Genomic DNA, 25894 nt, shown 5'->3' with positions numbered 1-25894 from the left:
CTCAGTCCGCTCCAGCACCGGGGCGGGCGCCGGGGCGAGGGGTGAAGCAGGTGCACGGCACGAACGAGGAGCAGCGCTCCCTCGTGTCCGCGGTGGCCGCCCGGCTCGGCCGGACGATGGACGCCGACGAGGCGGTCGAGCGGCTGACCCGGCTCCTCGTGCCCGCGCTCGGCGACTGGTGCCTGGTGACGCTCGTCGACGACGACGAGTCCCGGGCGCCGCGGCGGCGGCTGCGCGACGTCGGCTGGTGGCACGCCGACCCGGCCCGGCGCGACCTCGTCGCCGCCTACGCGCGCGCCCGGATCGGGGCCCTGGTCCCGGGCTCGATGCTCATGCGCGCGATCGACTCGGGCGACGTGGTGCACGTGCACGACGCCGCGGTCGAGGCGCTCGACCTGGTGCTGGCCCCGGGCCCGGCCCGCGAGCTGGTCGAGGAGCTCGCCCCGACCTCGCTCACCGTCGCGCCGCTCAAGAGCCGCGGCCGCACCCTCGGCGCCCTCACCCTGTTCAACGGCCCGCACCGCCCGCCGCTGTCCCCGGCGGAGGTCGCGTCGGTCGTGGAGGTGGCCGCGACGGCCGCCCTCGCCCTCGACAACGCGCGGCTCTACCGGCGCCAGCGCGACGTCGCCGCGACCTTCCAGCGCACCCTGCTCACCGCTCCGGTCGAGCCCGCCCACATGCAGGTCGCGGTCCGGTACCAGCCGGCCGCGGAGGCCGCCCGCGTCGGCGGCGACTGGTACGACGCCTTCCTGCAGCACGACGGCGGCACCGTGCTGGTCATCGGCGACGTCGTGGGGCACGACGTCGAGGCGGCCGCCCTCATGGCGCAGCTGCGGTCGATGCTCCGCGCGATCGCCGTCGTGACCCGGAACAGCCCGGCCGACGTGCTCGCGCTGCTGGACGCGGCCGTCCGCACGCTGCGGATCCCCGCGCTGGCGACGCTCGTCGTGGCGCGGGTCGAGCAGACCCCCGCGGAGCGGGCGGCCGGCGTCACGCGCCTGCGGTGGTCGAGCGCGGGCCACCCGCCGCCGATGGTCGTCGGCGCCGACGGCGCCGTGCGCGTGCTCGACGACCAGCGCCCCGGGCTGCTGCTCGGCCTCGACCCGGACCGGCCGCGTGTCGACCACGAGACGGTGCTCGGGCACGGCGACACCGTCCTGCTCTACACGGACGGTCTGGTCGAGCGCCGGGACCGCCCGCTGCGAACCGGGCTGGCCGACCTGCGCGCGGCGCTCGGCCGGCACGCCGGCCGCGAGCTCGGCGACCTGTGCGACACCCTGCTCGCGGAGCTGCCGGGCGGGCCGGGCGAGGACGACGTGGCGCTGGTCGCGGTCCGGCTGCAGCCGCGGGACGAGCCACCGCCCGCGGGGGCGCAGCCGGGCGTCGTGCCGCCGGACGGGCCGGCCGAGCCGGGCTGACGCGCCGTCCGGTCGTCGGGTGCGCCGCCTGCGGGCGGGCGCCTACCCTGCGGAGCGTGCCCCCGATGACCCAGGCCCACCCGCTCGACGTCCTGCGCCGCCGCGGCAGCGAGAAGTGGGCGGCCCACCCGGACGACGTGCTCCCGCTGTTCGTGGCGGAGATGGACTACCCGCTCGCGCCCGCGATCACGGCGGCGCTCCGCGAGGCGCTGGAGCGCGGCGACACCGGGTACGTGCACGCCTCGGGCGGCGGCGCCAAGGAGGCGTTCACGGGGTACGCCGTCGACGCGTGGGGCTGGTCTCCGGACCCCGCGCTGATGCGCACGGCCACCGACGTCAGCGTCGTCATCGTGGAGGCCCTGCGGCGGCTGGTCGAGCCGGGCCAGGGCGTGGTCATCACCCCGCCGGTGTACCCGCCGTTCTTCGAGCTGGTCCCGGAGGCCGGCGCGACGGTCGTCGAGGTGCCCCTGCTCGACGACGGGACCACCCACCGGCTCGACCTCGACGGCATCGACACGGCCCTGGCGTCCGGCGCGGCCCGCGGCGTGCTGCTCTGCCACCCGCACAACCCCCTGGGCCTGGTGCACGACCGCGCCGACCTGGCGGCGCTCGCCGAGGTCGTCGAGCGGCACGGCGGGTTCGTGCTGAGCGACGAGATCCACGCGCCGCTCACCCACGCCGGCCGGACGTTCACGCCCTACCTGAGCGTGTCCGACGCGGCGCGCGCCCACGGGATCGCCGCGGAGTCCGGGAGCAAGGCGTTCAACCTCGCGGGGCTGAAGTGCGCGCTGGCCGTGGCCGCGGGCGGCCCGATGGCGGACCTGGTGCTCGGGCTCCCCGAGGAGGTCACCGGCCGCACCGGCCACTTCGGCGCGATCGCCACCCGCGAGGGCTTCGCGCACGGCCGGGACTGGCTGGCGGGGACCGTCGCCGCGATCGAGCACAACGCCGACCTGCTCGAGCGGCTGCTCGCGGAGCAGCTGCCGCAGGTGCGGTACCGCCGCCCGGGTGCGAGCTACCTCGCGTGGCTCGACCTCACGGCGCTCGGCTGGGGCGACGACCCGGCGGCGCGGGTGCTGGCGGACGCCCGCGTGGCCCTGACCAGCGGCCCGGACTTCGGCCGCCAGGGCGCCGGGTTCGCCCGCCTGAACCTGGGGTGCTCCCCCGAGGTCCTGACGGAGGCGGTCGACCGCATCGCCCGCGCGGCCGCCGCCGGTTGACGGCGACGCCCCGCCTCACCCCACCGGGACCGGCTCCGGGCCCGCGACGGCCGCCGTCACGCGGTGCGTCCCCGCGCCCAGGACCCGGTCCTCGGCCCCCGGGAGCCGGACGACCGCCTCGACGCCGTCGGGGACCTCGACGTCGACCGCGAGCTCGCCGTCCTCGTGCCGCCAGCCGACCGCGACCCGCCCGTGCCGGGTGTCGAGCGTCGTGCGTGCCCACTCCAGCCCGCCCCCGGGCACCGGCGCCACCAGCACCCGCGCGTAGCCGGGCTCCAGCGGGGCGAGGCCGCCCACGACGCGGTGCAGCCAGTCGGCGACGGCGCCGAGCGCGTAGTGGTTGAACGAGGTCATCTCGCCGGGGTTGATCGTGCCGTCGGGCAGCATCGAGTCCCAGCGCTCCCAGACGGTCGTCGCGCCCATGGTGACGGCGTAGAGCCAGGACGGGACTTCGCGCTGCATCAGCAGCCGGTACGCGGTGCCGGCGTGGCCGGTCGAGGTGAGGGCGTCGGTGACGAACGGGGTGCCCGCGAAGCCCGTCGAGATCCGGTGCCCGGCCGCCGCGACGAGCTCGGCCAGCCGGTCGCCCGCCCAGGCCCGCTCCTCGGCGTCGAGCAGGCCGAACTCGATCGCCAGGGCGTAGACCGTCGCCGCGTCGGACCGGACCCGGCGTGCGCCGGCGTCCACGTACGCCGCCCGGAACGCCGCGCGCACCCGCGCCGCGTGCGCCGCGAGCTCCGCCGCGTCCGCGTCCCGCCCGAGGACGGTCGCGATCCGCGCCGCGAGGTCCGCGGTCCGGTACGCGCACGCCGTGGCGACGACGCCCTTGTCGGCCTTCGCGGCGTCCGGGCGGTCCGGCGGGGCGTCCGGGTCGAGCCAGTCGGCGAACTGGAAGCCGGTGTCCCACAGCCCGCTCGGCGACAGCAGCCCGTCGACGTGCCGGACGTGGTCGAGCACCGAGTCGTACTGCCGCTCGAGGACCGCGCGGTCGCCGTACGCCTGCCACAGCGCCCACGGCACCCACACCCCGGCGTCGGCCCACACGGCGGTGGCGTCGGCGGGCTCGAACTCGGCGGGGCTCTCCGCCATCCGGCGCAGCAGGTCGGGGACGACGTACGGCACGTACCCGTCGGCGCGCTGCTCGGCCCACAGGTCGACGAGCCAGTCGGCGAGGAACCCGGACGCGTCGGCGAGGAAGCACGCGGTCGGCGCGAACGCGGCGATGTCGCCGGTCCAGCCGAGGCGCTCGTCGCGCTGCGGGCAGTCGGTGGGGACGTCGACGAAGTTGCCGCGCATGCCCCAGACGACGTTCTCGTGCAGCCGGTTCAGCAGCGGGTCGGACGTCTCGAACCAGCCGGTGCGGGTCAGGTCGGAGCCGACCACGACCGCCGTCAGCGCGCCGTCGCCGATCGCGTCCGGCCCGCCGGGCCAGCCGTCGACCTCCGCGTACCGGAAGCCGTGGGTCGTGAACGTCGGCTCGAACACGTCGTCGCCGCCGGACAGCGTGAACCGGTCGGTCGCCCGCGCCGCCCGCAGCGGCCGGACGCCGAGCTCGTCGTGCTCCAGGACCTCGGCGTGCCGGAGGGTGACCACGTCGCCCGCCGCCCCGCGGACCCGGACCCGCACCCAGCCGACCAGGTTCTGCCCGAAGTCGACCAGCACCTTCCCGGACGGGCTGCACCAGACCCGCTCGGGCGCGCGCTCCGCGAGCCGGCGCACCGGCGGGGCGAGGTACGGCGCGAGCCGGCCGGTGTCGAACGCCACCTCGTGCACGCCGCCCCACCGGGGGTCCGCGGGCGCGTCGCCGTCGAACGGCCCCGCCCAGCCCGGGTCGAGCCGCCGCGCGTCGACGTCCTGCCCGTCGTACAGCGAGTTCGCGGTCACGGCACCGGCCGCCGCGGACCACGCACCGTCGGTCGCGACGACCTGGACCGCACCGTCGCGGTAGGTGACCCGCAGCTCGGCGAACCCGGCGATCTCCTCGCCGTACGGGCGCGCGCCCTCGCCCCAGCCGAGCCGACCGCGCCACCAGCCGTCGCCGAGCGCGAGCCCGAGCGTGGTCGTGCGGCGCGTCAGCAGGGCCGTCACGTCGTGCCGCGCGTAGCGCAGCCGCTCCTCGTACGCGGACCAGCCCGGGGTGAGCAGGTCGCCCGACACGGGCTGCCCGTCGATCCGCGCCTCGACCACGCCGAGCGCGCTCAGCACGAGCTCCGCGGAGGCCACCTCGCCGGGGTCCTGGTCGAGCGTGAGCACGCGCCGGAGGAGCGGGGCGGCGTCGAGCGCGGCGTCGGGCGCGATGAAACGTGCCTGCCAGGTGGTCATGGGTCCGTGGGTCCTCTCGTCGACGTCGTCGTCGCGGGCCGGCGCCACCGTGCGGTGAATCGCTTCAACCCTCACCTGCGGCATCGTCACCCGCGGCGCGCGAGGTCGTCAAGGTCGCGGCGACGCAGGGAGACGATGCCAAGTCGTGATGCCTAGGACTCTTGACCCAGATACCCGCCTCCCCTAGCCTCGCCGCAGCAGTGAATCGGTTCAAACCACTGTCGGGGCAACGACGCCCGGCGCCTACGAGGAGGTAAGCGTGAACAGGACCCGATCCCTGACGGCCGGCGCGGCGGTCGTCGCCGCCGCGCTCGCGCTGACCGCGTGCGGTGGATCCGGTGACGGGGGCGGCGAGGGCGGCGACGCCACGTCCCTCTCCGTCTACATCGACAGCTCCCCCGCGTCCGTCGCCCTCTGGGACGGCCTCAAGGCCGCGTACGCGGAGGAGAACCCGGACGTCAACATCGAGGTCGAGACCCACCCCGCCGGCTCGGAGGGCGACAACCTCATCAAGACCCGCCTCGCGACCGGCGAGATGAACGACCTGTTCTGGTACAACTCCGGCTCGCTGTTCCAGGCGCTCAACCCCGACCAGAACCTGGTGCCGCTGGGCGACGAGGACTGGGTCGACACGATCGACGACAACTTCAAGACCGTCGTCTCGACGGACACCGACCTGTACGGCGCGCCGGTCGGCGCCTCGTTCGCGGGGGCGGTCATCTACAACAAGACGATCTACGCGGACCTGGGCCTGGAGGTCCCCACCACCTGGGACGAGTACATGGCCAACAACCAGGCGATCAAGGACGCCGGGCTGGTCGCGGTGGCGCAGACCTACGGCGACACCTGGACCTCGCAGGTGCCGGTGCTCGGCGACTTCTACAACGTCGAGGCGGCCGACCCGGGCTGGGCCGAGGCGTACACCGAGGGCGAGAAGAAGTACGCGGACCAGCCGGCGCTCGCCGGGTTCGAGCACCTGCAGGAGGTGTTCGACGGCGGCTTCCTGAACGAGGACTTCGCCTCGGCCGTCTACGACGACGCCGTGAAGATGCTCGCGGAGGGCGAGGCGGCGCACTACCCGATGCTCACCGGGAACGTGGCGTCGTCGATCGGCGAGAACTACCCGGACGCCGCGGACACCCTCGGCGTGTTCCCGCTGCCCAGCTCCGAGAGCGACGACAACGGCCTGACGGTGTGGATGCCCAACGGCATGTACATCCCGAAGTCGACCGAGGGCGCCCAGCTCGACGCGGCGAAGGCGTTCGTCGCCTGGCTCGTCACCCCGGACTCGTGCGCCGTGCAGGCGGAGACCACCGACGTCGGCGGCCCGTTCGTGGTCGACGGCTGCGACCTGCCCGACGACGTGCCGGCCCTGGTGTCCGACATGCAGCCCTACTTCGACTCCGGGGACACCGGCCTCGCGCTGGAGTTCCTGTCGCCGATCAAGGGCCCGGCCCTCGAGCAGATCACCGTCGAGGTCGGCTCCGGGATCCGGAGCGCCGAGGACGGCGCCGCCCTCTACGACGAGGACGTCGTCAAGCAGGCCCAGCAGCTCGGCCTGGACTGGTAGCTCCATGACCCTCGTGCACTCCGCCCTCGAGCGGACGACCGAGCGCCCGGCCCGGCGGCAGACCCGCCGGGCCGGCGCCCGGAGCCCGTACCCGACGTGGTTCTTCCTGCCGGCCGGCGTGTTCTACCTCGTGCTGTTCGTCGTCCCGACGGGCGCGTCGTTCTGGTTCGCGCTCACGCGGTGGGACCTGTACTCCGCCGAGTTCATCGGCCTGGACAACTTCCAGCAGTTCTTCCGGGAGCCGGCGCTGGTCAAGGGCTTCGTGAACACGTTCGTCTACGCGTTCCTCACCTCCGGCGCCAAGGTGGTGCTCGGCCTCGCGCTGGCCGTCCTGCTGACCTCGCAGATCATCGCCCGCGGCTGGCTGCGGTCCGTGGTGTTCTTCCCCGTGCTGGTCAGCACCATCGGCGTCGGCGTGATGTTCAAGGTGCTGCTCGACCCGTTCGACGGCGCGGTCAACACCGTCCTGTCCTGGGTCGGCGTCACCGGCCCCGGCTGGCTGACCGACCCGAGCCTGGCGCTGTTCTCCGTCGCGATGGTCGACGTCTGGAAGGGCGTGGGGCTCGCGACCCTGATCTACATCGCCGGCCTGGTGGCGATCCCGCAGGAGTACTACGAGGCGGCCCGGGTGGACGGCGCGAGCGCGTGGCAGAACTTCCGGAGCATCACGCTCCCCCTCGTGCGGCCCGCCACGGTCACGGTCGTGCTGCTGTCGCTGATCGGCGGCCTGCGGTCCTTCGACCTCATCTGGACGATGACGCGCGGCGGGCCGGGGTTCAGCAGCGACGTCATCGGCTCGGTGATCTACAAGCAGTACCAGGCCGGGTTCTACGGGCTGTCGACCGCGGGGAACGTGGTCCTGTTCGTCGTGATCGCGGTGATCATCTTCCCGCTGTCCCGGTGGCTGAACCGCAAGGAGGTGCCGCTGTGAGGCGCCGCGGGGTCGCCCTCGGGTCCGTCGCCGTCGTCGCGACCGCCGTCGTGTTCGTGGTGCCGTTCGTGTTCGTCCTGCTCACCGCGTCGAAGACCCAGCAGGACGCGCTCGACCTCGACTTCTCGCTGCCGACCCGGTGGGCGCTGCTGGAGAACGTCCGCACGGTGCTGGCGACCAACGACGGCCAGCTCGTCCGGGCGTTCTGGAACTCGACCGTCCTGACCGTGGCGGCGGTCGCGATCATGACCGTGCTCGCCGCGATGGTCGGCTACGTCGTCCAGCGCCGCCGCAGCCGGTGGAACCCGGTCGTCGACGCCCTCGTCCTGGCCGGTCTCATCATCCCGCCGGCCGTCGTGCCGACCATCTGGGTGCTCCAGGGCATCGGCCTGTTCAAGACGATGGCCGGCCTGATCGCGGTGCACGTGGCGTTCGGGCTGTCGTTCTGCATCCTGCTGTTCCGCGCCTTCGTCGCGACGATCCCGCGGGAGCTCGACGAGGCGGCGCTGATCGACGGCGCCGGGCCGAGCCGGCTGTTCTTCTCGGTGATCTTCCCGCTCCTCCGCGCCGTCGTCGTGACCGTCGTCGTGGTCCAGGCGGTGACGGTGTTCAACGACTTCACCTACGCGCTGTACTTCCTGCCCGGGGCCGACAACGCCACGGTGCAGCTCACGCTGTACAACTACCAGTCGCAAGGGCTGAACCAGTGGAACCTGCTGTTCGCGGACGTCCTGCTCATCACGATCCCGCCGCTGATCATGTACGCGTTCTTCAACCGGCAGATCGTCGCGGGCATGACCTCGGGCGCGGTCAAGGGCTGACCGGTGCCGAACGGGTCAGGCGGGGACGCTGGAGGACCGCACCACCAGCTCCGGCTGGAACACCTGGTGCTGGGTGGCGGGGACGCCGTCGCCGGACCGGGCGAGCAGGATCTCGGCGGCGCGGAACCCGAGGTCGTGCGCGGGCTGGCGCACCGAGGTGAGCGGCGTGGCGAGCTCGGCCGCCACCTCGATGTCGTCGTACCCGACGATCGCGATCGAGCCGATCAGGTCGGGCCGGCGCCGGCGGATCTCCCGCTGCACGCCGATCGCGACCAGGTCGTTCACGCAGAACACCGCGGTGGGCGGCTGGTCGCCCTCGAGCAGGGCCGCGAACACGGCGGCCGCTCCCCCGGCGTCCAGGGACGGCAGCGGCACCTCGCGGACGACGGCGTCCGGGTCCAGGCCGCGGCGCTCGACGGCCCGGCGCAGGCCGGTGAGCCGGTCCCGGCACGGGCGGATCGCGTGCGGGCCGTTGAGCATGACGACCGAGCGGTGGCCGAGGTCGAGCAGGTGCTCGCCCGCGAGCGTGCCGCCCGCGACGTCGTCCACCGCGACCGAGGACAGGGCGTCCGTCGGCGACGGACGGTCGAGCAGGACGGTGTGCACGCCGCGGGACGCGAGGGCCAGCAGCGGACCGAGGTCGTCGCCGGTCGGCACCACGAGCAGCCCCGAGACGCCGTGCTCCTCGAACAGCCGGAGGTAGCGCGCCTCGCGCTCGGGGTCGTCGTCGGAGCTCGCCAGCATGAGCGTGTGGTCGGCCTCCGCCAGCCGGTCCTCGATGCCGCGCGCGACCTCGGTGAAGAACGGGTTGCGGATGTCCAGCACGATCGCGCCGACGGTGGTGATCGTGCCGGCGCGCAGCTGGCGGGCCGAGGCGTTGGGGACGAAGGCCAGGCGCCGGATCGCGTCGAGCACCCGCTCGCGGGTCGCGGCCGCCACCCGGTCCGGGCGGTTCAGCACGTTCGACACGGTGCCCACGGACACGCCCGCCAGCCGCGCGACGTCACCGATCGAGCTGCGCCGGGTGGCCGAGGTCGACACCGCTCACCTCCGCTCCCGTCCGGTGCCCGCGCGGGTCCGCGAGCCGCGTCCCGTCCGGCGCAGCATAGCCACGCGCGGGGCCTGCATCGATTCACGACCCGCCCCGCCCGGGCACGGGCTTGCTCGTGCAGTCTCAGCAATGAAACGATTCATCCAGGTTCGTCGAAGGAGACACCATGTCGTTCACCCCCGCGCTCGCCGCCGCGCTCGACCGGCAGGCGATCGAGCTGCCCTCGTGGGCGTTCGGCAACGCCGGCACCCGGTTCAAGGTGTTCACCACCCCCGGCACGCCGCGCACGATCGAGGAGAAGCTCGCCGACGCGGCGCAGGTGCACCGGCTCACCGGACTCGCGCCCTCGGTGGCGCTGCACATCCCGTGGGACCTGGTCGACGACTTCGGCAAGCTCGCCGCGTACGCCGACGACCTCGGCCTGCGGCTCGGGACGGTCAACTCGAACACGTTCCAGGACGACGACTACCGGCTCGGCTCGCTCACCCACGCCGACCCGCGGGTCCGGCAGAAGGCGGTCGACCACCACTTCCGGTGCCTCGACGTCATGCACGCCACCGGGTCGCGGGACCTGAAGATCTGGCTGCCGGACGGCACGAACTACCCCGGCCAGGGCGACATCCGCGACCGGCAGGACCGGCTCGCCGACTCCCTGGCGCAGATCTACGCGCGGCTGTCCGGCGACCAGCGCCTCGTGCTGGAGTACAAGATCTTCGAGCCGTTCTTCTACACGATGGACGTGCCGGACTGGGGCACCGCGTACGCGCACGCGACCGCGCTCGGCGACCGGGCCGTCGTCTGCCTCGACACCGGCCACCACGCGCCGTCGACCAACGTCGAGTTCATCGTCGCCCAGCTGCTGCGGCTGGGCCGGCTCGGGTCGTTCGACTTCAACTCCCGGTTCTACGCCGACGACGACCTCATCGTCGGGGCCGCCGACCCGTTCCAGCTGTTCCGGATCCTCGCCGAGGTCGTGCGCGGCGGCGGGCTGGACGCGGGGTCGGACGTGCAGTTCATGCTCGACCAGTGCCACAACATCGAGGACAAGATCCCCGGGCAGATCCGCTCGGTGCTCAACGTCCAGGAGATGACCGCCCGCGCCCTGCTGATCGACCGCGACGCCCTGGCCGCGGCGCAGGAGGCCGGCGACGTCCTCGGCGCCAACGCCGTCTACATGGACGCGTTCTGGACCGACGTGCGCCCGGCGCTGGCCGACCGGCGGGAGTCCCGCGGGCTGCCGCGCGACCCGCTCGCCGCCTACGCCGCCTCCGGCTACGCCGAGCAGATCGCCGCGGACCGCGTCGGCGGGCAGCAGGCCGGCTGGGGCGCCTGACCCATGCCGCCCTCCCGGTCCCTGGTCGCCGTCGACCTCGGGGCGTCCGGCGGCCGCGTGCTCGCCGGACGGCTCGAGGCGGGGCGGCTCGTCACCCACGAGGCCGGGCGGTTCCCGAACCGGCCGGTGCGCGCCGGCGGCCGGCTGCACTGGGACGTCCTGGCCCTGTGGGCGGGCGTCCAGGACGGCCTGCGCGCCGCCGCGCGCTCGTCCGGCACCGTCGCGTCCGTCGGCATCGACACCTGGGCCGTCGACTACGGGCTGCTCGACGCCGACGGCGACCTGCTCGGCAACCCCGTGCACTACCGCGACGCCCGCACCGCCGGGGCGGCCGACGCGTTCGCCCGGCTGCTCGACCCCGCCGCGCACCACGCCGCCACCGGCAGCCAGGTGCAGCCGTTCAACACGGTGTACCAGCTGCTCGCGGCCGGCGGCTCCGCGCCCCTGCGCGCCGCCGACCGGCTGCTGCTCGTGCCCGACCTGCTCGGCCGGTGGCTGTCCGGCGCCGACGTCACCGAGGTCACCAACGCCTCCACGACCGGCATGCTCGACCCGGCCACCCGCCGGTGGAGCCCGGCGGTGCTCGACGCGCTCGCCGCCTCCCCCGCCGGCGACGTGCGGCGGCTGCTCGCCCCGCTGGTCGAGCCCGGCACCGTGCTCGGGCCCGTCCTGCTCGACGTCGCCGCGGACCTCGGCCTGCGCGGCTCCGTGCACGTGGCGGTCGGCTCGCACGACACCGCCTCCGCCGTGGCCGCGGTGCCCCTGGGCGACGCCCCCGCCGCCTGGATCTCCTCGGGCACGTGGTCGCTGGTCGGCGTCGAGCTCGACGCCCCGGTGCTGTCGGAGGCGAGCCGCGCCGCGAACTTCAGCAACGAGCTCGGCGTCGCCGGGACCGTCCGGTACCTGCGGAACGTCGCCGGGCTGTGGCTGCTCCAGGAGTCGCTCCGCGCGTGGGCGGACGCCGGTTCGCCCCAGGACCTCGGCGTCCTGCTCGCCGCGGCCGCCGACGTGCCCGCCCTGCGCACGGTGCTCGACGTCGACGACCCGGCCTTCGCCCCGCCGGGCGACATGCCCGGGCGGATCGCCGCCGCCGCCCGGAGCACCGGGCAGCCGGTGCCGGGGAGCCCGCCCGAGGTCGTGCGCTGCGTCCTCGACTCGCTCGCGCTGGCGTACCGGCGGGCGGTCCGGCAGGCCGGCGCGCTGTCCGGCCGCCCGGTCGAGGTCGTGCACGTGGTCGGCGGCGGCGCCCGGAACGCGCTGCTGTGCCGGCTCACCGCCGACGCCACCGGCCTGCCCGTCGTCGCCGGGCCGGTCGAGGCCACCGCGGTCGGCAACCTGCTCACCCAGGCGCTCGCGCTCGGCGAGCTGTCCGGGGGGCTGCCGGCGGCGCGCGCGGTCGTGCGCGCGTCGTCGGAGCTCGTGACGCACCGACCCCGGGAGCCCGAGGGGGCGTGGGCGCGGGCGGAGGAGCGGCTGCGGCCGTGACGGCCGGCGCGGCGCCCGCACTCCACGGCGGGACCTTCTCGCTCGGGGTCGCGTCCGGCGGGCAGGGGACGCTGCTGTCCTGGGAGGCCCCACTCGGCTGAGCGCGTCCCGGGTGCGCCTGCTCGCGCGGTTGCTCGTGCGGGCGCTCGTGCGGGCGCCGAGTCGTCCACAGGTGCGGTGGCCGTGCGTCGTCCCCAGGGCTCGGTCCGGGCGCCGGGGTCGTGTCGGTGGCCGTCGGTAGTGTCGTTCCATGGCATCTGACCTGCAGGAACACCCCGACGGCGACCCGGCCGCCGCCGTGGTGCTGCCGGTCTACGGGCCCGACGGGACCTGCTTGACGGACTTCGGCCCGGACCCCGTCGTGGCGGCCGGTGGTGCGCCGCGCACGGGTGAGCGGCGGCAGATCGAGGCGATCCGTTCCTGCGAGCCGGGGCCGGTGCTGGATGCCTGGTTGCGGGGGCTGGACCTGCGGGTGCTGTCCTCGGCGATCGTGGTCGAGGTGATCGCCGCGCAGGACCGGGTCGAGAGTCATCAGCACGCCCGCAAGCTGGCCATGATCGCCGAGCTCGCCTCCCGCGACGAGATGAGCCCGGAGTGGTCCCCGCTGGCCGGTGCCCCGCCGACGCAGGCGTGCGTGGCCGGCGACGAGCTCGCGATGCGCCTGGGCTGGCCCCGGGTCACGGCGACGAAGACCGTGCACCGCGCGCTGGTGCTCGACGGGATGCTCGGCGCGACCCGGGAGGCGTTGGAGGTCGGTCACCTCGACCCCGCGAAGGCCCAGGTCCTGACGGCCGGGTTGGCAGACCTGTCGTTCCAGGTCGCCCACGCTGTCGAGGACGCGGTGCTGCCGGACGCCGATCAGTGCTCGGTCGCCGAGCTCCGCCAGCGGGTGGCGCGGGAGATCCGGCTGGTCGACCCGGAGGGGGCCGCCGCCCGCCGGGAGCGCGCCCGGTGCACCCGCAAGGTCTCCCACCCCCGACCCCAGCCGGACGGGATGGCGTCCATGTGGTTGGTGCTGGACGCTGCGGACGCGTTGCGCGTCGACGGGGTGCTGACCCATGCCGCCAAGACAGCGAAGGCGCTGGGCGACGACCGGACCCTGGATCAGCTGCGGGCCGACGGCCTGCGCGACCTGGTGGTCGGGGACGTCCCCGCGTCGGACGGTCCGGCGTTCGAGGTCCGTCTGTCCCCGGGCCTGCCCGTGCCGCCGGAGCCGAAGCGCTCGTGGAACGGCGCGACCTTCACCGACCCGGACGGTGTCGTGCTCACCTGCCCGGTGGAGCCGATCCCGGTCGCCACCCTCACCCCGGTCGTGGGCACCGCCACGCGCCACGCTGGCGGTAGAGCGCACCCAGCTGCGCTGCTCAGAGCGCCAGACGCACCGATCGAGACCACCGACACCGAGACCGAGACCGCGGCCCGCACCGAGGTCGAGACCCGCACCGAGGTCGAGACCCGCACCGGCGTCGAAACTCGCACCGGGGCCGAGAGCCGCACCGGCGTCGGCACCGGCCGCGCGACCAGGACCAGCACCGTGGCGACCGCGCCGACCGCGCCGAGCGCGCGGGCCGAGGACACCGCTTCCGGCGCGTCGTCCGGAGCCACCGCACCCACTCTCGCGCCGAGCACCGTCGCGACCACACCCACGACTCCCCGTCGCGGCTGCACCCGCTGCTCCGGACGTCCTGGCGCCGAGGTCCGCATCACCATCCCCGCCTCGACCCTGCTCGGGCTGGACGACCAGCCGGCGCACCTCGACGGGCACGGCCCCATCGACGCCGTCCAGGCAAGGGCCCTGGCGATCGGCGGGGTCTGGCAGCGGGTCGTGACCGACCCGGTCACCGACCGGGTCCTGGACGTCGGACGCGAACGCTACCGACCACCCGCCGCCCTCGCCGACCTCATCCGCACCCGCGACAAGACCTGCGCCGCACCCGGGTGCAGGGTCCCGGCCTGCAGCTGCGAGCTCGACCACACCCAGGAGTTCCACCCTCAACCCGGTGGTGACCTCGACGCGCCCCTGGGTCGCACCGACGCGAGCAACCTCGGGCCGGTGTGCCACCGGCACCACCGCCTCAAGACCGACGGCGGCTTCCGACTACGGCAGATCAGCCCCGGGCTCTACGAGTGGATCACGCCCACCGGGCACCGGTACCTGACCCGACCCGGCACCGGGCAGTGCCACGACGCCACCGCCGACCCCTACGACGCACCACCCCCGTTCTGAGGCGAGAGCGTCCTGGGCGAAGCGAGAGCGTCCTGGGCGAGGCGAGGGCGTCCTGTGCGAGGCGAGGCCCCACACCTCGTGAGGCAAGAGCACGGCCCGTGTGTACACGGGCACCCCCCGGGGGTTTCGCGCGGCGCGCGGACCCCGGCGCCGGACCCGCCGTTGACGCCGGAGCGCCGGCGCCCCTAGGTTGTGAATCGATTCATCCCCCACGAGCCGGAGACGACGATGTCCCACCCCGCCGCCGACCTGATCGCGCGCTCGAACCGCCTGGGCGCCGACCCGCGCACCACCAACTACGCCGGCGGCAACACCTCCGCCAAGGGCACCGCCACGGACCCCGCGACGGGCCTGCCGGTCGAGCTGCTGTGGGTCAAGGGCTCCGGCGGCGACCTCGGGACGCTCACCGAGCGTGGGCTCGCCGTGCTGCGGCTGGACCGGCTGCGCGCACTCGTGGACGTGTACCCCGGGGTGGAGCGCGAGGACGAGATGGTCGCCGCGTTCGACTACTGCCTGCACGGCCGCGGCGGTGCGGCGCCGTCCATCGACACCGCGATGCACGGGCTGGTTGACGCGGCGCACGTGGACCACCTGCACCCCGACGCCGGGATCGCGCTAGCGACGGCGGCGGACGGCGAGGCGCTGACCCGCGAGGCGTTCGGCGATACGGTCGTGTGGGTGCCGTGGCGTCGCCCCGGGTTCCAGCTGGGCCTGGACATCGCCGCCGTCCGTCGCGCGCACCCCGAGGCGATCGGCTGCGTCCTCGGCGGGCACGGGATCACGGCGTGGGGCGACACCTCCGAGGAGGCCGAGGAGCGGTCGCTGCGGATCATCCGCACCGCGGAGGCGTTCATCGAGGAGCGCACGGCGCGGCTCGGCCGGCACCCCTTCGGGCACACCCGGCCCGGCTTCGGCGCCCTGCCCGAGGACGAGCGGCGCGCCCGGGCCGCCGCGCTCGCGCCCGTGGTCCGCGGGCTGGCGTCGACGGACCGGCCGCAGGTCGGCCACCTCACGGACTCCGAGGTCGTGCTCGACTTCCTGTCCCGCGAGGAGCTGGACCGGCTGGCCGCGCTCGGCACCTCCTGCCCCGACCACTTCCTCCGGACCAAGGTGCGGCCGCTGGTGCTGGACCTGCCCGCGGACGCGCCGCTGGAAGACACGGTCGCCCGGCTGCGCGAGCTGCACGCCGCCTACCGCGAGGACTACCGCGCGTACTACGAGCGGCACGCGACCCCCGACTCCCCCGCGATGCGCGGCGCCGACCCGGCGATCGTGCTCGTCCCGGGCGTCGGGATGTTCTCGTTCGGCGCCGACAAGCAGACGGCGCGGGTCGCCGGCGAGTTCTACGTCAACGCGATCAACGTGATGCGCGGCGCCGAGGCGATCAGCACCTACGCCCCGATCCCGGAGTCGGAGAAGTTCCGCATCGAGTACTGGGCCCTGGAGGAGGCCAAGCTCGCGCGGCGTCCCGCGCCGAAGCCGCTCGCCACCCGGGTCGCGCTCGTCACGGGCGCCGGGTCGGGCATCGGGAGGGCCATCGCGGAGCGGCTGGCGGCGGAGGGGGCCTGCGTCGTGGTCGCCGACGTGAACCTGGAGGGTGCGCAGCAGGTCGCCGCCGAGCTCGGCGGCCCGGACGTCGCCGTGGCCGTGCACGCGGACGTCACCGACGAGGACGCCGTCGCCGGTCTGGTCCGCGAGGCGGTGCTCGCCTTCGGCGGCGTGGACCTGGTGGTGAACAACGCCGGGCTGTCGATCTCGAAGCCGCTGCTCGAGACCACCGCCCGGGACTGGGACCTGCAGCACGACGTCATGGCCCGGGGGTCGTTCCTGGTGTCCCGGGAGGCGGCGCGGGCGATGATCGCGCAGGGCATGGGCGGCGACATCGTGTACATCGCGTCGAAGAACTCGCTGTTCGCCGGCCCGAACAACGTCGCCTACTCCGCGACCAAGGCGGACCAGGCGCACCAGGTGCGGCTGCTGGCGGCCGAGCTCGGGGCGCACGGCATCCGGGTCAACGGCGTGAACCCCGACGGCGTGGTGCGGGGGTCGGGCATCTTCGCGGGCGGGTGGGGCGCGCAGCGGGCCGCCACCTACGGCGTCCCCGAGGAGGAGCTGGGCGCGTACTACGCGCAGCGCACCCTGCTGAAGCGGGAGGTGCTCCCCGAGCACGTCGCGGCCGCGGTGTTCGCGCTGACCGGGCCGGACCTGGTGCAGACCACCGGCCTGCACGTCCCCGTCGACTCCGGCGTCGCCGCCGCGTTCCTGCGCTGAGCCGCGGGCCGAGGGAGGATCTGCGACATGACCGAGCGCCAGCTGCCGAGGTGGTCCGAGCTCCAGCCGCTGCTGCGGCCCAAGCCGATCCGCCTGGACCCCACGCGCCGCCGCCTGGAGGACGCGCTGACCATCGCCGACCTGCGGACCGTCGCCCGCCGCCGCACACCGCGGTCGGTGTTCGACTACACCGACGGCGCCGCCGAGGCCGAGATCAGCCTGCGCCGCGCGCGCCGCCTGTTCCGGGACCTGGAGCTGCGGCCGTCGATCCTGCAGGACGTGTCCGAGGTCGACACGACCACCGACATGCTCGGCACGCCCGCCGCGGTGCCGTTCTCCTTCGCGCCCACCGGGTTCACGCGGATGATGCACCACGAGGGCGAGCGGGCCGTGGCGCGGGTCGCCCAGCGCCGGGGCATCCCCTACGCCCTGTCGACGATGGGGACGACGTCGATCGAGGACGTCGCCGCTGCGGCGCCCGAGGCGCGGAAGTGGTTCCAGCTCTACGTGTGGAAGGACCGCTCGGCCGGCGAGGACCTCATGGCCCGGGCGAAGGCGTCGGGGTTCGAGGCGCTGCAGCTCACCGTGGACGTCCCGGTCGCGGGGGCCCGGCTGCGGGACACCCGGAACGGCTTCTCGATCCCGCCGGCCCTCTCGGTGAAGACGGTGCTGGACGCCGGGATGCACCCGGCGTGGTGGCTCAACCTGCTGACCACCCGGCCGCTGGAGTTCGCCTCGTTGCAGTCCTGGGGCGGCACGGTCGCCGACCTGCTGGACAAGCTGTTCGACCCGACGATGACGATCGCCGACCTCGAGTGGCTGCGTGCCTCCTGGGACGGGCCGCTCGTCATCAAGGGGATCCAGACCGTCGACGACGCCCGCCGGGTCGTCGACGCCGGGGCGGACGCGATCGTGCTGTCCAACCACGGCGGGCGGCAGCTCGACCGGGCCCCGGTGCCGCTGCGGCTGCTGCCGGACGTCAAGGAGGCGGTCGGCGACCGGGCGGAGGTGTGGCTGGACACCGGCATCCTGTCGGGTGCCGACGTGGTGGCCGCGCTCGCGCTCGGGGCCGACGCGACGATGGTCGGGCGGGCGTACCTGTACGGCCTGATGGCCGGCGGCGAGCGCGGGGTCGACCGGGCGGCGGAGATCCTGACCCGCGAGGTGCGGCGCACGATGGCGCTGCTCGGCGTGCGGAGCGTGGGCGAGCTCGGGCCGCAGCACGTGCGGCTGCCGTAGCCGCCGGGGTGCCGGGGCGCGATGCCGCCGGGCTGCTGGGGTGCCGGGCGACCGCGGGCTGCCGGGGGGCGGCTGGCTCGCCTCCCGTTTCCTGCCCCGCCCTCGCGGATCCGCGGGGGCGGAGCAGGAAGGCGTAGGCGCCGCGCTGGGCCGGTCGGGTGAGACCGCCCCAGTTCACCCGCGGACGAGGACAAACCGGGCAAAAACCGCCCTACCGTCGGCGCATGGACATCCGGCTCGTGCCGCTGGCCGACCTCACCGCCGACGACGCCCGCGCGTGGCAGCGGCTCGCCGCGGACGCGCTCGCGCCGAACATGTGCCTCGACCCGCGGTTCCTGCTGACCGCCCGCGCACGGCCGGACGCGCACGAGGTGCGGGTGCTCAGCGCGCGCGAGGGCGGCGAGTGGCTGGGCGCCCTGGCCGTGACCACCAAGAGGGTCGCCCCGCGGCTCCCGGTGCGGGCGCTGACCACCGGCGGGGAGTTCATGACCTCGCAGTGCGACCGGCACCACCCGCTGCTGCGCACCGCCCGCGCCCCCGAGGCCCTGGACGCCCTGCTGCGCGGCGCGCCGGACGTCGGGTTGCCGGGGCTCGCGCTGCTGCGCCGGTTCCCCGCGGAGGGCCCGCTCGCCGAGGTGCTCGACGGCGTGGCGACCCGCCGCCGGATGCGGGTGCACGAGCGCAGCAGGGACGTCGGGGCGTGGGCGCCCCGGGAGGCGTTCGACGTGCTGCCCGTGCCGGATCCCGTCGAAGGGGTCGTCGTGGACCCGCCGCTGTCGACCGCGCACCTGCGCACCGACGACGCCCGGAACGTCCGGCGCGTCGCCCGCGGGCTGGCCCGGGAGCTCGGCGGGCCGCTGGAGCTGCGCGACGAGTCGGACGACCCCGCCGCCGTCGACCGGTTCGTCGCGCTGCAGGCCGCGGGCTGGAAGGGCGACCCGGCGCGCGGGGGCGCGGCGCTCGGCCTGGACCCCGCGGACGAGCGCTGGTTCCGGGAGATGGTCGACGCGTTCCGGCGGGACGGCGACCTGGACGCGCTCCGGCTCACCGCGGGCGGCGAGACGATCTGGGCCGGGTTCCACGTCCGGTCGGGCGGCGCGTGGTTCGGGCTGCTCGACGCGTACGACGAGCGGTTCCGCCGGTTCAGCCCCGGGTCCGTGGGCCGGCTCGCCGCGCTGACCTACCTGCTCGGGACCACCGACGCGCCGTTCGTCGACCCCGGTTTCGGCTCGCACTACGCGGTCGGCGCGCGGCTGTGGCCCGCCGCGCGTCCGCAGGTCGACCTGCTCGTGGCGGCCCGTGGCCCGGCGGCGCACGCGGTGCTGCGCGCGGTCCCGCTGGCCCGGCGGCTGGGGGTCGCGGCCTGAGGGGCGCCGCGTCGGGGCATCCTGGGGGTCCCCGCCCGACCACCGGAAGGACCCACCCGTGAGCGTCGTCGTCGAGACCGCCCGCCCCGACGAGGCCGCCGCCTGCGCGCGCCTGCTCGCCGACGCGCTGGGCGACGACCCGGTGATCCGGGCGATGGTCCCCGGCGACCGCGACCGCACCGCCCGGCTGGTCGCGATGCACGTCGCGCAGCTGCGGTCCGGCCCGCTGCCGGGCGGCTCGGTCGACGTGGCGCGCGCCGAGCCGGGCGGTCCGGTGCTCGGGGTGGCGGTGTGGCACGCCCCGGGCCCGGGCGCCCCGCTCGGCGAGCGCCTGCGGCAGCTGCCGGCGGTCGTGCGGGCGATCGGGCTGCGGCACCTGCCCACCGCCGCGGCGCAGATGGCGCGGTACGAGCGGCACCGGCCCCGGCGGCCGCACTGGTACCTGGAGGAGATCGCCGTGGGGCCGGACGCGCGCGGGCTCGGCGTCGGCTCGGCGCTGCTCCGGCACGGGCTGGCGCGCGTCGACGCGGCGGGTCTGCCGGCCTACCTGGAGGCGACGACCGACGCGAGCCGCCGGCTCTACGAGCGGTTCGGGTTCGTGGCGACGGGCCCGGTCCCGGTGCGGGGCCCCCGCCCCTGGGCGATGCTCCGCGAGCCCGCGGCGGCCTGAGGCGCGAGCGCGGGCGTCAGCTCTGGTGGGCGCCCCAGCCGTGCCAGCGCTCGACCTCGACGACCGCCGAGAACCGCGGGTTCTCCCGGTCCGGGTACGGGTGCCCGGTGTAGTGCTCGGAGAGCGCGTCGATGCCCGACCGGTCGGCGTCCTCGGTGATCTCGACGACCCGCCCGACGAGGGTGACGTGCGTGTACCAGTCGTCCGAGTCCAGGACGGTGAGCGTCACCCGCGGGTCCCGGCGCAGGTGCTTCAGCCGGACGCGCGTGCCGTCGAGGTTGAGCAGCACCCGGCCGTCCTCGCGCCACAGGTACCAGGTCGCGGCGGACACCGGCGTGCCGTCCGAGCGCAGCGTCGCCATCACGGCGGGGTTCGGGCGGCGGAGCATCTCGACGGCGTCGGACGGCAGCGGGGGCGTGGCCACGGGTGGACCTCCTGGGAGCGCGGGTGGGGCGGGCCCAGTGTCGCCCACCTCGCGGCCGGGTGCGCGACCCACCCGCCGCGGGTCGCGCACCCGCGGCTCGGGTCTGGGACGATCGGGGCCAGACCGACGGCGACGGGCCCACCGCGCGCTCCCGCGGCACGCCAGGAAGGGACCCGCCCCATGACGCAGCCGGCAGCCAACCCGGCCCCGACGCCGGCCCCGGACCCGGGCCGCGGGACGGAGCCGGGCCCCGGGACGGAGCCCGACGCCGCGACCGCGCCGCCCGTCCCACCCGGCGCCGAGCCCGCGGCACCCGGCGCCGGGCCCGCCCCGGTCCGCCACCGGCACCGGCCCCGGCCGCCGAGCCCCGCAGGCGTCGTCGGCGGCACCCTGTTCGCGATGCTCGCCATGACCCCGTCGCTGCTCCCCCGCGACTGGCTGTTCCAGGCCCTGGTGTCCGGCATCTCGGCGGCGCTGGGGTACGGGCTCGGCGTCGCGCTCGCCTGGGCGCTGCGGCACGTGCCCGCCTGGCGACGTCTCATGGCGGCCGGTCGCCACCGGGTGCCGCCGCGGGTGCGGACGGCCGTGCTGCCGTGGCTCGTCCCCGCCCTCGCCGTCGCCGTCGTGGGCGGGCTCCTCCTGGCGCTGGTGAACGGCGCGCGGTGGCAGCGGGAGATGACCGCGGCGATCGGCATGCCCGGGCCGAGCACCGGCGACTGGCTCCGCGCCGGGCCGCTGCTGGTGCTGGTCGCGGCGGCGTTCGTGCTGCTCGCCCGCGGGCTGCGCTGGGTGGGCCTGCGGCTCGAGCGCGGGCTGCGGCGCTGGCTGCGGTTCCCGCGGCTGCTCGCCGGCGCGGTGGCCGTCGTGCTGGTGGCGGTGCTGACGGTCGTGCTGGTCAACGACGTGCTGCTCGGGCGGGCGCTGTCCGCGGCCGACGGCGCGTTCGCCCTCGCGAACACCCGGGACCACCCCGGCGTCACGCAGCCGGAGGCGGTCGAGCGCTCCGGGTCGCCGGAGTCGCTGGTGCCGTGGGACACCCTCGGCCGGGAGGGTCGCCGGTTCGTGGCCGAGGGCCCCACCGCCGACGAGCTGGCGGCCGCCTCCCCCGACGGCTCGACCACCACGCCGGTCCGGGTCTACGCGGGCCTGGACAGCGCCGACACCGCCGAGGGCCGCGCCGCCCTGGCGGTCGACGACCTCGAGCGCGCCGGGGCGTTCGACCGCGCGGTCCTCCTGGTCGTCACCACGACCGGCAGCGGCTGGGTCAACGACGCCGCGGTCTCCGCGCTGGAGCTGATGCACGGCGGCGACACCGCGACCGTCGCCACGCAGTACTCCTACCTGCCGAGCTGGCTGTCGTTCCTGGTCGACCGGTCCCGCGCCGCCGACGAGGCGCAGGCGCTCGCCGCCGCCGTCGAGGCCCGCGTGGCCGAGCTCCCCGCCGACGACCGCCCGGAGCTGCTGGCCTACGGCGAGAGCCTCGGCTCGTACGGCTCGGAGAGCGCCTACGACTCGCTCGCCGACATCCGTGCGCGCACCGACGGCGTGCTCTGGGTCGGCCCGCCGAACTCCAACCCGGTGTGGCACGCGCTCATGGAGCGGCGCGACCCCGGCACCACGTCCGCGGCGCCGGTGTACGCGAGCGGCCTGCTCGTGCGCTTCGCCGGCGACACCGACCAGATGGCGACCCCGCCGACCGCCTGGGAGGACCCACGGGTGCTGTACCTGCAGCACGCGTCCGACCCGATCGTCTGGTGGGGCCCGGACCTGCTGCTCAGTCGCCCGGACTGGCTCGCCGAGCCGCACACCGGCGAGGGCGGCCTGACCATGACCTGGTACCCGCTGGTGACGTTCTGGCAGCTGACGTTCGACCTGGTGAACTCCAAGTCGGTGCCGGACGGCCACGGGCACAACTACGACGCGCTCACGCTCGACGGCTGGGTGGCCGTCGCGGCGCCGGACGGGTGGACCGACGCGGACACCGCGCGGGTGCGGGCGGTGCTGGAGCAGCGCGCGGGCTGAGGCGGATCGACCGCGGCGGATGAGGCGGCGGGCCCCGGACCCGGAGGACCGTGGGGCGCGACCCGACCACCGCTCCCGGAGGGACCCACCATGCCCGGCCACCGCACGCACCCGACCCGGTTCTCCCCCGAGGCCGACCGCGACGAGGTCATCCGCAGCACGCTCGGCCGCGCGGTGCACGGCGCCGCCGACGTCGGCGAGGTGCTGGCCGCGGTCGCGGACGTGCACGCCAAGCAAGACCACGACGCGTGGTTCGCGGCGTGGCGGGACCTCGGCGAGCGCGTCGCCGCGCAGGGCGACGCGTCCGCCGCGGGCGGGCACCGGGTCAGCGCGGCCTCGGCGTACCTGCGCGCGTCGGCGTACCTCGCGGTCGCGGTGAACGCCGTGGCGGCGCTCGAGTCGGAGGACGACCTGCTGCCCACGTTCCGCGCGCACCGCCGCGCCTGGGACGCGTGGGTCGACCACGCCGACCTCGACGTCGTCCGGGTGTCCGTCCCGTACGAGGGCGACGCGCTGCCCGGCTACCTGTTCCGCGCGCCCGGCGACGGCCCGCGCCCGACGGTCGTGGCCGTCAACGGCAGCGACGGCTCGCTGACGTCGCTGTGGGTCGAGTGCGTCGCCGGGGCGCTCGCCCGCGGCTACCACGCGCTGGTGTTCGACGGCCCCGGGCAGCAGTCGCTGCTGTTCGAGCGCGGCGTGCCGTTCCGCCCGGACTGGGAGAAGGTGCTGACGCCGGTGCTGGACGCCGTCGTCGCGCGCCCCGAGGTAGACGGCGACCGGGTCGCCGTCTACGGCGTGAGCCAGGCCGGGTACTGGGTCGCGCGGGCGCTGGCCTTCGAGCACCGACCGGTCGCCGCGGTCCTCGACCCCGGGGTGGTGTCCGTCGCCGCGTCCTGGGAGCACGAGGTGCCCGGCAGCCTGCTCAAGCTGCTCGACAAGGGCGAGTACCACGCGTTCGACCGGGACATGGAGCTCGGCATGAAGCTGTCCCGGACGACCGCCCGGACCTGGCGGTTCCGCGCCCGGCCCTACGGCGCGGACGGCTACGCGGCGACGCTGCGGGAGGTGCGCCGGTACGACGTCGCGGACGTGGCCGACCGCATCACGACGCCGCTGCTCATCACCGACCCCGAGGGTGAGCCGTTCTGGCCCGGGCAGTCGCAGCGGCTCGCGGCGCTGACCCCGTCGGTGTCGACGCTGGCGCCGTTCACCGCCGCCGAGGGCGCGGACGGCCACTGCCAGCCGCTGGCCCGCGCGCTGACCGACCAGCGGGTGTTCGACTGGCTGGACGGCTACCTGCGGGGCTGACCCGCGGCCGGGGGCATCGTCGCCGGGTGCGGGTGCCGGCCCCGACCGGCGCCGGCGACGCGTCGACCGCCGCGGGCGGCTGGCGCGCGCCGCGTGGACGCCCCTCGCCCGCCGGGTGCCGCGCGGGCTAGCGTGCGGCGCGTGGCACGCACCTACTCGCACGTCGTCATCGGGGCCGGCGCGGTCGGCTCGGCCGCCGCCTACTGGCTCGCCCGCGCGGGCGCGGAGCGGGTGCTGGTCGTCGAGCAGTTCGACCTGGTGAACTCGCTCGGCTCGTCCGGCGACCACTCCCGGATCATCCGGCGGTCCTACCACCGGCCCGAGTACGTGCACCTGACCGACGCGATGTACGCCGCGTGGGACCGGGTCGAGCGCGAGTCGGGCCTGCAGGTCTTCACGCGCACCGGCGGTCTCGACCTCGCCCCGCCGACCGCCGACGGCGCCGACCGCCTCGCCGTGTTCCGGGACGCGATGACCGCGGCCGGGGCGTCCTTCGAGGACCTGTCCACCGCCGACCTGCGCGCCCGCCACCCCCAGTGGCAGGTGCCCGACGGCACCACGGCGCTGCACCAGGCGGACGCGGGGCTGATCGACATCCGCCGCTCGGTCTCCGCGCACACGTCGCTGGCGCTGGCGGCGGGCGTCGAGTTCTGGCCGCACACCCGGGTCACGGGGGTCGACGTCCGGGACGGCGGCGTCACGGTCCGGACCTCGGCGGGCGACGTCGAGGCGGGCGGCCTGGTCGTCGCCGCGGCGTCCTGGCTCGGCGACCTCATGCCGGACCTGGGGCTCGACTTCCGGCTCACGCTGTCCGAGGAGCAGGTCGACTACGTCGCGTCCTCCCGGCTGACCGACTTCACGCCCGACCGGTTCCCCATCTGGGTGTGGCACGGCGACGAGGTCATGTACGGCTTCCCCGTCTACGGCGAGGCCGCGGTCAAGATCGCCCGGGACATGCGCGGGCATTTCGTCACCAGCGAGGGCCGCACGCACCGCGCCGACCCGGCGACGACCGAGCGGTCCCGGGAGTTCCTCGCCCGGCACCTGCCCGCCGCCGCGGGCCCCGCCCTGCGCAGCGCCGTGTGCGTGTACGACATGCCGCCGGACCGGGAGTTCGTGCTGGACACCGTGCCGGGGCACCCGCACGTCGCGGTGTTCAACGGCGCGGGGCACGGCGGCAAGTTCGCGAGCCTGGTCGGGTCCGTGCTGGCGGACCTGGTGACAGCCGGGTCCACACCGCACGACATCGGGCTGTTCTCCCTGACCCGGCCGGCGATCACCGACCCGGCGTACGCGGCCGACTTCGGCCTGCACGCCTGAGGAACGGGCGCGCCGGGGCTCAGGCCGGGCCCGCCCCCGGACCCGCCGTCCCGCCGAGCCCCAGCACGGCCAGACCGCTGCCGTCGCCCTGCTCGAACACGGGCCGGTCGCGCCCGCACCGCGCGCAGACTTCGTACAGCGCCTGCGCGCCGCCCTTCTCCGGGTTCCGCCGCACGCGCCAGGCGTGCCGTCCGACCGTGCACCGCAGCGACCGCATCGTCGCCCTCCTCCCCTGGACCGGCGCGACCACGGTCCCGCGGGCGCGACCGGGCGTCAAGCACCCGGCCGGGTCACCGGGCGTGCGGGCCGCGACACCTCAGCCCCGGCGCACCGCGTAGCGCAGCCACAGCGTCCCGTTGCCGAACCCGCGCTGCTCCAGCAGCTCCAGGTCGAGCGGCACGCCGTCCGGCCAGAACCGCAGCCCGCCGCCCACCGACACCGGCGCGAGGTACGGCTGCACCTCGTCGACGATGCCCGCCCGCAGGGCGTGCGCCGCGAGCGTCGGGCCGTCGACGGTGACGTCGTGGTCGAGCCCCGCGACCCAGGTGCGCACGGCCTCGGGGTCGAACGAACGCTCGACCGTGGTCCGCGCCGTGGTCGGCTCCGCGAGCGTCGAGGAGTAGACGACCTTGTCCGCCGCCTGCCACACCGCGGCGTAGGTGCGGACGAACTCGGGCGGGTCCGGTGCCTCCAGCGCCGTCTCCCAGAACGACATCGTCTCGTACATGCGGCGGCCGTACAGGTACGTCCCGACGGACCGCGTCTGCTCCGAGATGAAGTCGTGCAGCGCCGGGTCCAGCGCGCCGCCCCAGTCGCTGCTGCCGGACGCGTCCGCCGCGTAGCCGTCGAGCGAGGTGAACATCGAGTAGATCAGCCGCCCCATCGCCCTACCGTA

General features: G+C 75.5%; 20 protein-coding genes. 15 read left to right on the top strand and 5 right to left on the bottom strand.

Going from position 1 to position 25894, the window contains the following annotated elements:
- Nucleotides 1–50 precede the first annotated feature (50 nt).
- Nucleotides 51–1418, top strand: coding sequence for a PP2C family protein-serine/threonine phosphatase (locus FKM96_RS17890; protein WP_246855053.1), 1368 nt, complete (start codon nt 51–53; stop codon nt 1416–1418).
- Between the two features lie 65 nt (nt 1419–1483).
- On the top strand, nt 1484–2638 hold the full coding sequence (locus FKM96_RS17885) for a MalY/PatB family protein (RefSeq protein WP_147797208.1): 1155 nt from the start codon (nt 1484–1486) through the stop codon (nt 2636–2638).
- Between the two features lie 15 nt (nt 2639–2653).
- On the opposite strand, the gene FKM96_RS17880 is transcribed toward FKM96_RS17885, so the two are convergent.
- Nucleotides 2654–4960 (bottom strand): alpha-L-rhamnosidase, encoded by a 2307-nt coding sequence (locus tag FKM96_RS17880; RefSeq protein WP_147796385.1) that lies wholly within the window; start codon nt 4958–4960, stop codon nt 2654–2656.
- Nucleotides 4961–5219: 259 nt separating this feature from the next.
- Between FKM96_RS17880 and FKM96_RS17875 the strand changes: the two genes are divergently transcribed.
- From FKM96_RS17875 to FKM96_RS17865, 3 genes are read left to right on the top strand one after another with little or no spacing between them, the layout of a single operon-like run.
- On the top strand, nt 5220–6530 hold the full coding sequence (locus tag FKM96_RS17875; protein WP_147796384.1) for an ABC transporter substrate-binding protein: 1311 nt from the start codon (nt 5220–5222) through the stop codon (nt 6528–6530).
- A gap of 4 nt (nt 6531–6534) precedes the next feature.
- A complete protein-coding gene (locus FKM96_RS17870; RefSeq protein ID WP_147796383.1) occupies nt 6535–7461 on the top strand; it encodes a carbohydrate ABC transporter permease in 927 nt (308 codons plus the stop codon).
- Nucleotides 7458–8282 (top strand): carbohydrate ABC transporter permease, encoded by an 825-nt coding sequence (locus tag FKM96_RS17865; RefSeq protein WP_147796382.1) that lies wholly within the window; start codon nt 7458–7460, stop codon nt 8280–8282. The genes FKM96_RS17870 and FKM96_RS17865 overlap by 4 nt, the downstream gene beginning before the upstream one ends.
- Before the next feature lie 15 nt (nt 8283–8297).
- On the opposite strand, the gene FKM96_RS17860 is transcribed toward FKM96_RS17865, so the two are convergent.
- Complete coding sequence (locus tag FKM96_RS17860) at nt 8298–9323, bottom strand: LacI family DNA-binding transcriptional regulator (protein ID WP_147796381.1); 1026 nt, start codon at nt 9321–9323, stop codon at nt 8298–8300.
- Between the two features lie 176 nt (nt 9324–9499).
- On the opposite strand from FKM96_RS17860, the gene rhaI reads away from it, so the two are divergent.
- From rhaI to FKM96_RS17825, 7 genes are all read left to right on the top strand, one after another.
- Nucleotides 9500–10666, top strand: a complete 1167-nt coding sequence (gene rhaI, locus FKM96_RS17855; protein ID WP_147796380.1) for an L-rhamnose isomerase — start codon at nt 9500–9502, stop codon at nt 10664–10666.
- Between the two features lie 3 nt (nt 10667–10669).
- The gene (locus FKM96_RS17850) at nt 10670–12151 is read left to right on the top strand and encodes a rhamnulokinase family protein (protein WP_147796379.1); all 1482 of its coding nucleotides are present in this window, start codon (nt 10670–10672) and stop codon (nt 12149–12151) included.
- A gap of 250 nt (nt 12152–12401) precedes the next feature.
- Nucleotides 12402–14378, top strand: a complete 1977-nt coding sequence (locus FKM96_RS21140; protein ID WP_210417302.1) for a DUF222 domain-containing protein — start codon at nt 12402–12404, stop codon at nt 14376–14378.
- A 228-nt stretch (nt 14379–14606) separates the two neighbouring features.
- Nucleotides 14607–16649 carry a bifunctional aldolase/short-chain dehydrogenase gene (locus tag FKM96_RS17840; protein ID WP_147796378.1) on the top strand — a complete coding sequence of 681 codons (2043 nt, stop codon included), beginning with the start codon at nt 14607–14609 and terminating at the stop codon, nt 16647–16649.
- Between the two features lie 27 nt (nt 16650–16676).
- On the top strand, nt 16677–17888 hold the full coding sequence (locus FKM96_RS17835; protein ID WP_147796377.1) for an alpha-hydroxy acid oxidase: 1212 nt from the start codon (nt 16677–16679) through the stop codon (nt 17886–17888).
- A gap of 224 nt (nt 17889–18112) precedes the next feature.
- On the top strand, nt 18113–19255 hold the full coding sequence (locus tag FKM96_RS17830; protein ID WP_147796376.1) for a GNAT family N-acetyltransferase: 1143 nt from the start codon (nt 18113–18115) through the stop codon (nt 19253–19255).
- A gap of 58 nt (nt 19256–19313) precedes the next feature.
- The gene (locus FKM96_RS17825; protein WP_147796375.1) at nt 19314–19925 is read left to right on the top strand and encodes an N-acetyltransferase; all 612 of its coding nucleotides are present in this window, start codon (nt 19314–19316) and stop codon (nt 19923–19925) included.
- Between the two features lie 16 nt (nt 19926–19941).
- Here the strand turns inward: FKM96_RS17825 and FKM96_RS17820 are convergent, their stop codons facing one another.
- Nucleotides 19942–20349 carry a PPOX class F420-dependent oxidoreductase gene (locus FKM96_RS17820; RefSeq protein ID WP_147796374.1) on the bottom strand — a complete coding sequence of 136 codons (408 nt, stop codon included), beginning with the start codon at nt 20347–20349 and terminating at the stop codon, nt 19942–19944.
- A gap of 180 nt (nt 20350–20529) precedes the next feature.
- Here FKM96_RS17820 and FKM96_RS17815 point away from each other — a divergent pair, with 180 nt between their 5' ends.
- The 3 genes from FKM96_RS17815 (at nt 20530) to solA (ending at nt 24999) form a co-directional block, all read left to right on the top strand.
- Nucleotides 20530–22371, top strand: a complete 1842-nt coding sequence (locus FKM96_RS17815) for an alpha/beta-hydrolase family protein (protein WP_147796373.1) — start codon at nt 20530–20532, stop codon at nt 22369–22371.
- 90 nt (nt 22372–22461) lie between these two features.
- On the top strand, nt 22462–23679 hold the full coding sequence (locus FKM96_RS17810) for a S9 family peptidase (protein ID WP_147796372.1): 1218 nt from the start codon (nt 22462–22464) through the stop codon (nt 23677–23679).
- A gap of 141 nt (nt 23680–23820) precedes the next feature.
- A complete protein-coding gene (gene solA / locus FKM96_RS17805) occupies nt 23821–24999 on the top strand; it encodes an N-methyl-L-tryptophan oxidase (protein WP_168217034.1) in 1179 nt (392 codons plus the stop codon).
- Between the two features lie 19 nt (nt 25000–25018).
- Here solA and FKM96_RS17800 read toward each other — a convergent pair whose 3' ends face one another.
- Both FKM96_RS17800 and FKM96_RS17795 read right to left on the bottom strand, forming a co-directional pair.
- Nucleotides 25019–25216 (bottom strand): hypothetical protein, encoded by a 198-nt coding sequence (locus tag FKM96_RS17800; RefSeq protein WP_147796370.1) that lies wholly within the window; start codon nt 25214–25216, stop codon nt 25019–25021.
- Nucleotides 25217–25315: 99 nt separating this feature from the next.
- Nucleotides 25316–25882 carry a dihydrofolate reductase family protein gene (locus FKM96_RS17795; RefSeq protein ID WP_147796369.1) on the bottom strand — a complete coding sequence of 189 codons (567 nt, stop codon included), beginning with the start codon at nt 25880–25882 and terminating at the stop codon, nt 25316–25318.
- Nucleotides 25883–25894 lie beyond the last annotated feature (12 nt).

This window comes from Cellulomonas sp. Y8 (genome assembly GCF_008033115.1).
Lineage (GTDB): Bacteria > Actinomycetota > Actinomycetes > Actinomycetales > Cellulomonadaceae > Cellulomonas.
This window is presented reverse-complemented; position numbering and strand designations above follow the sequence as displayed.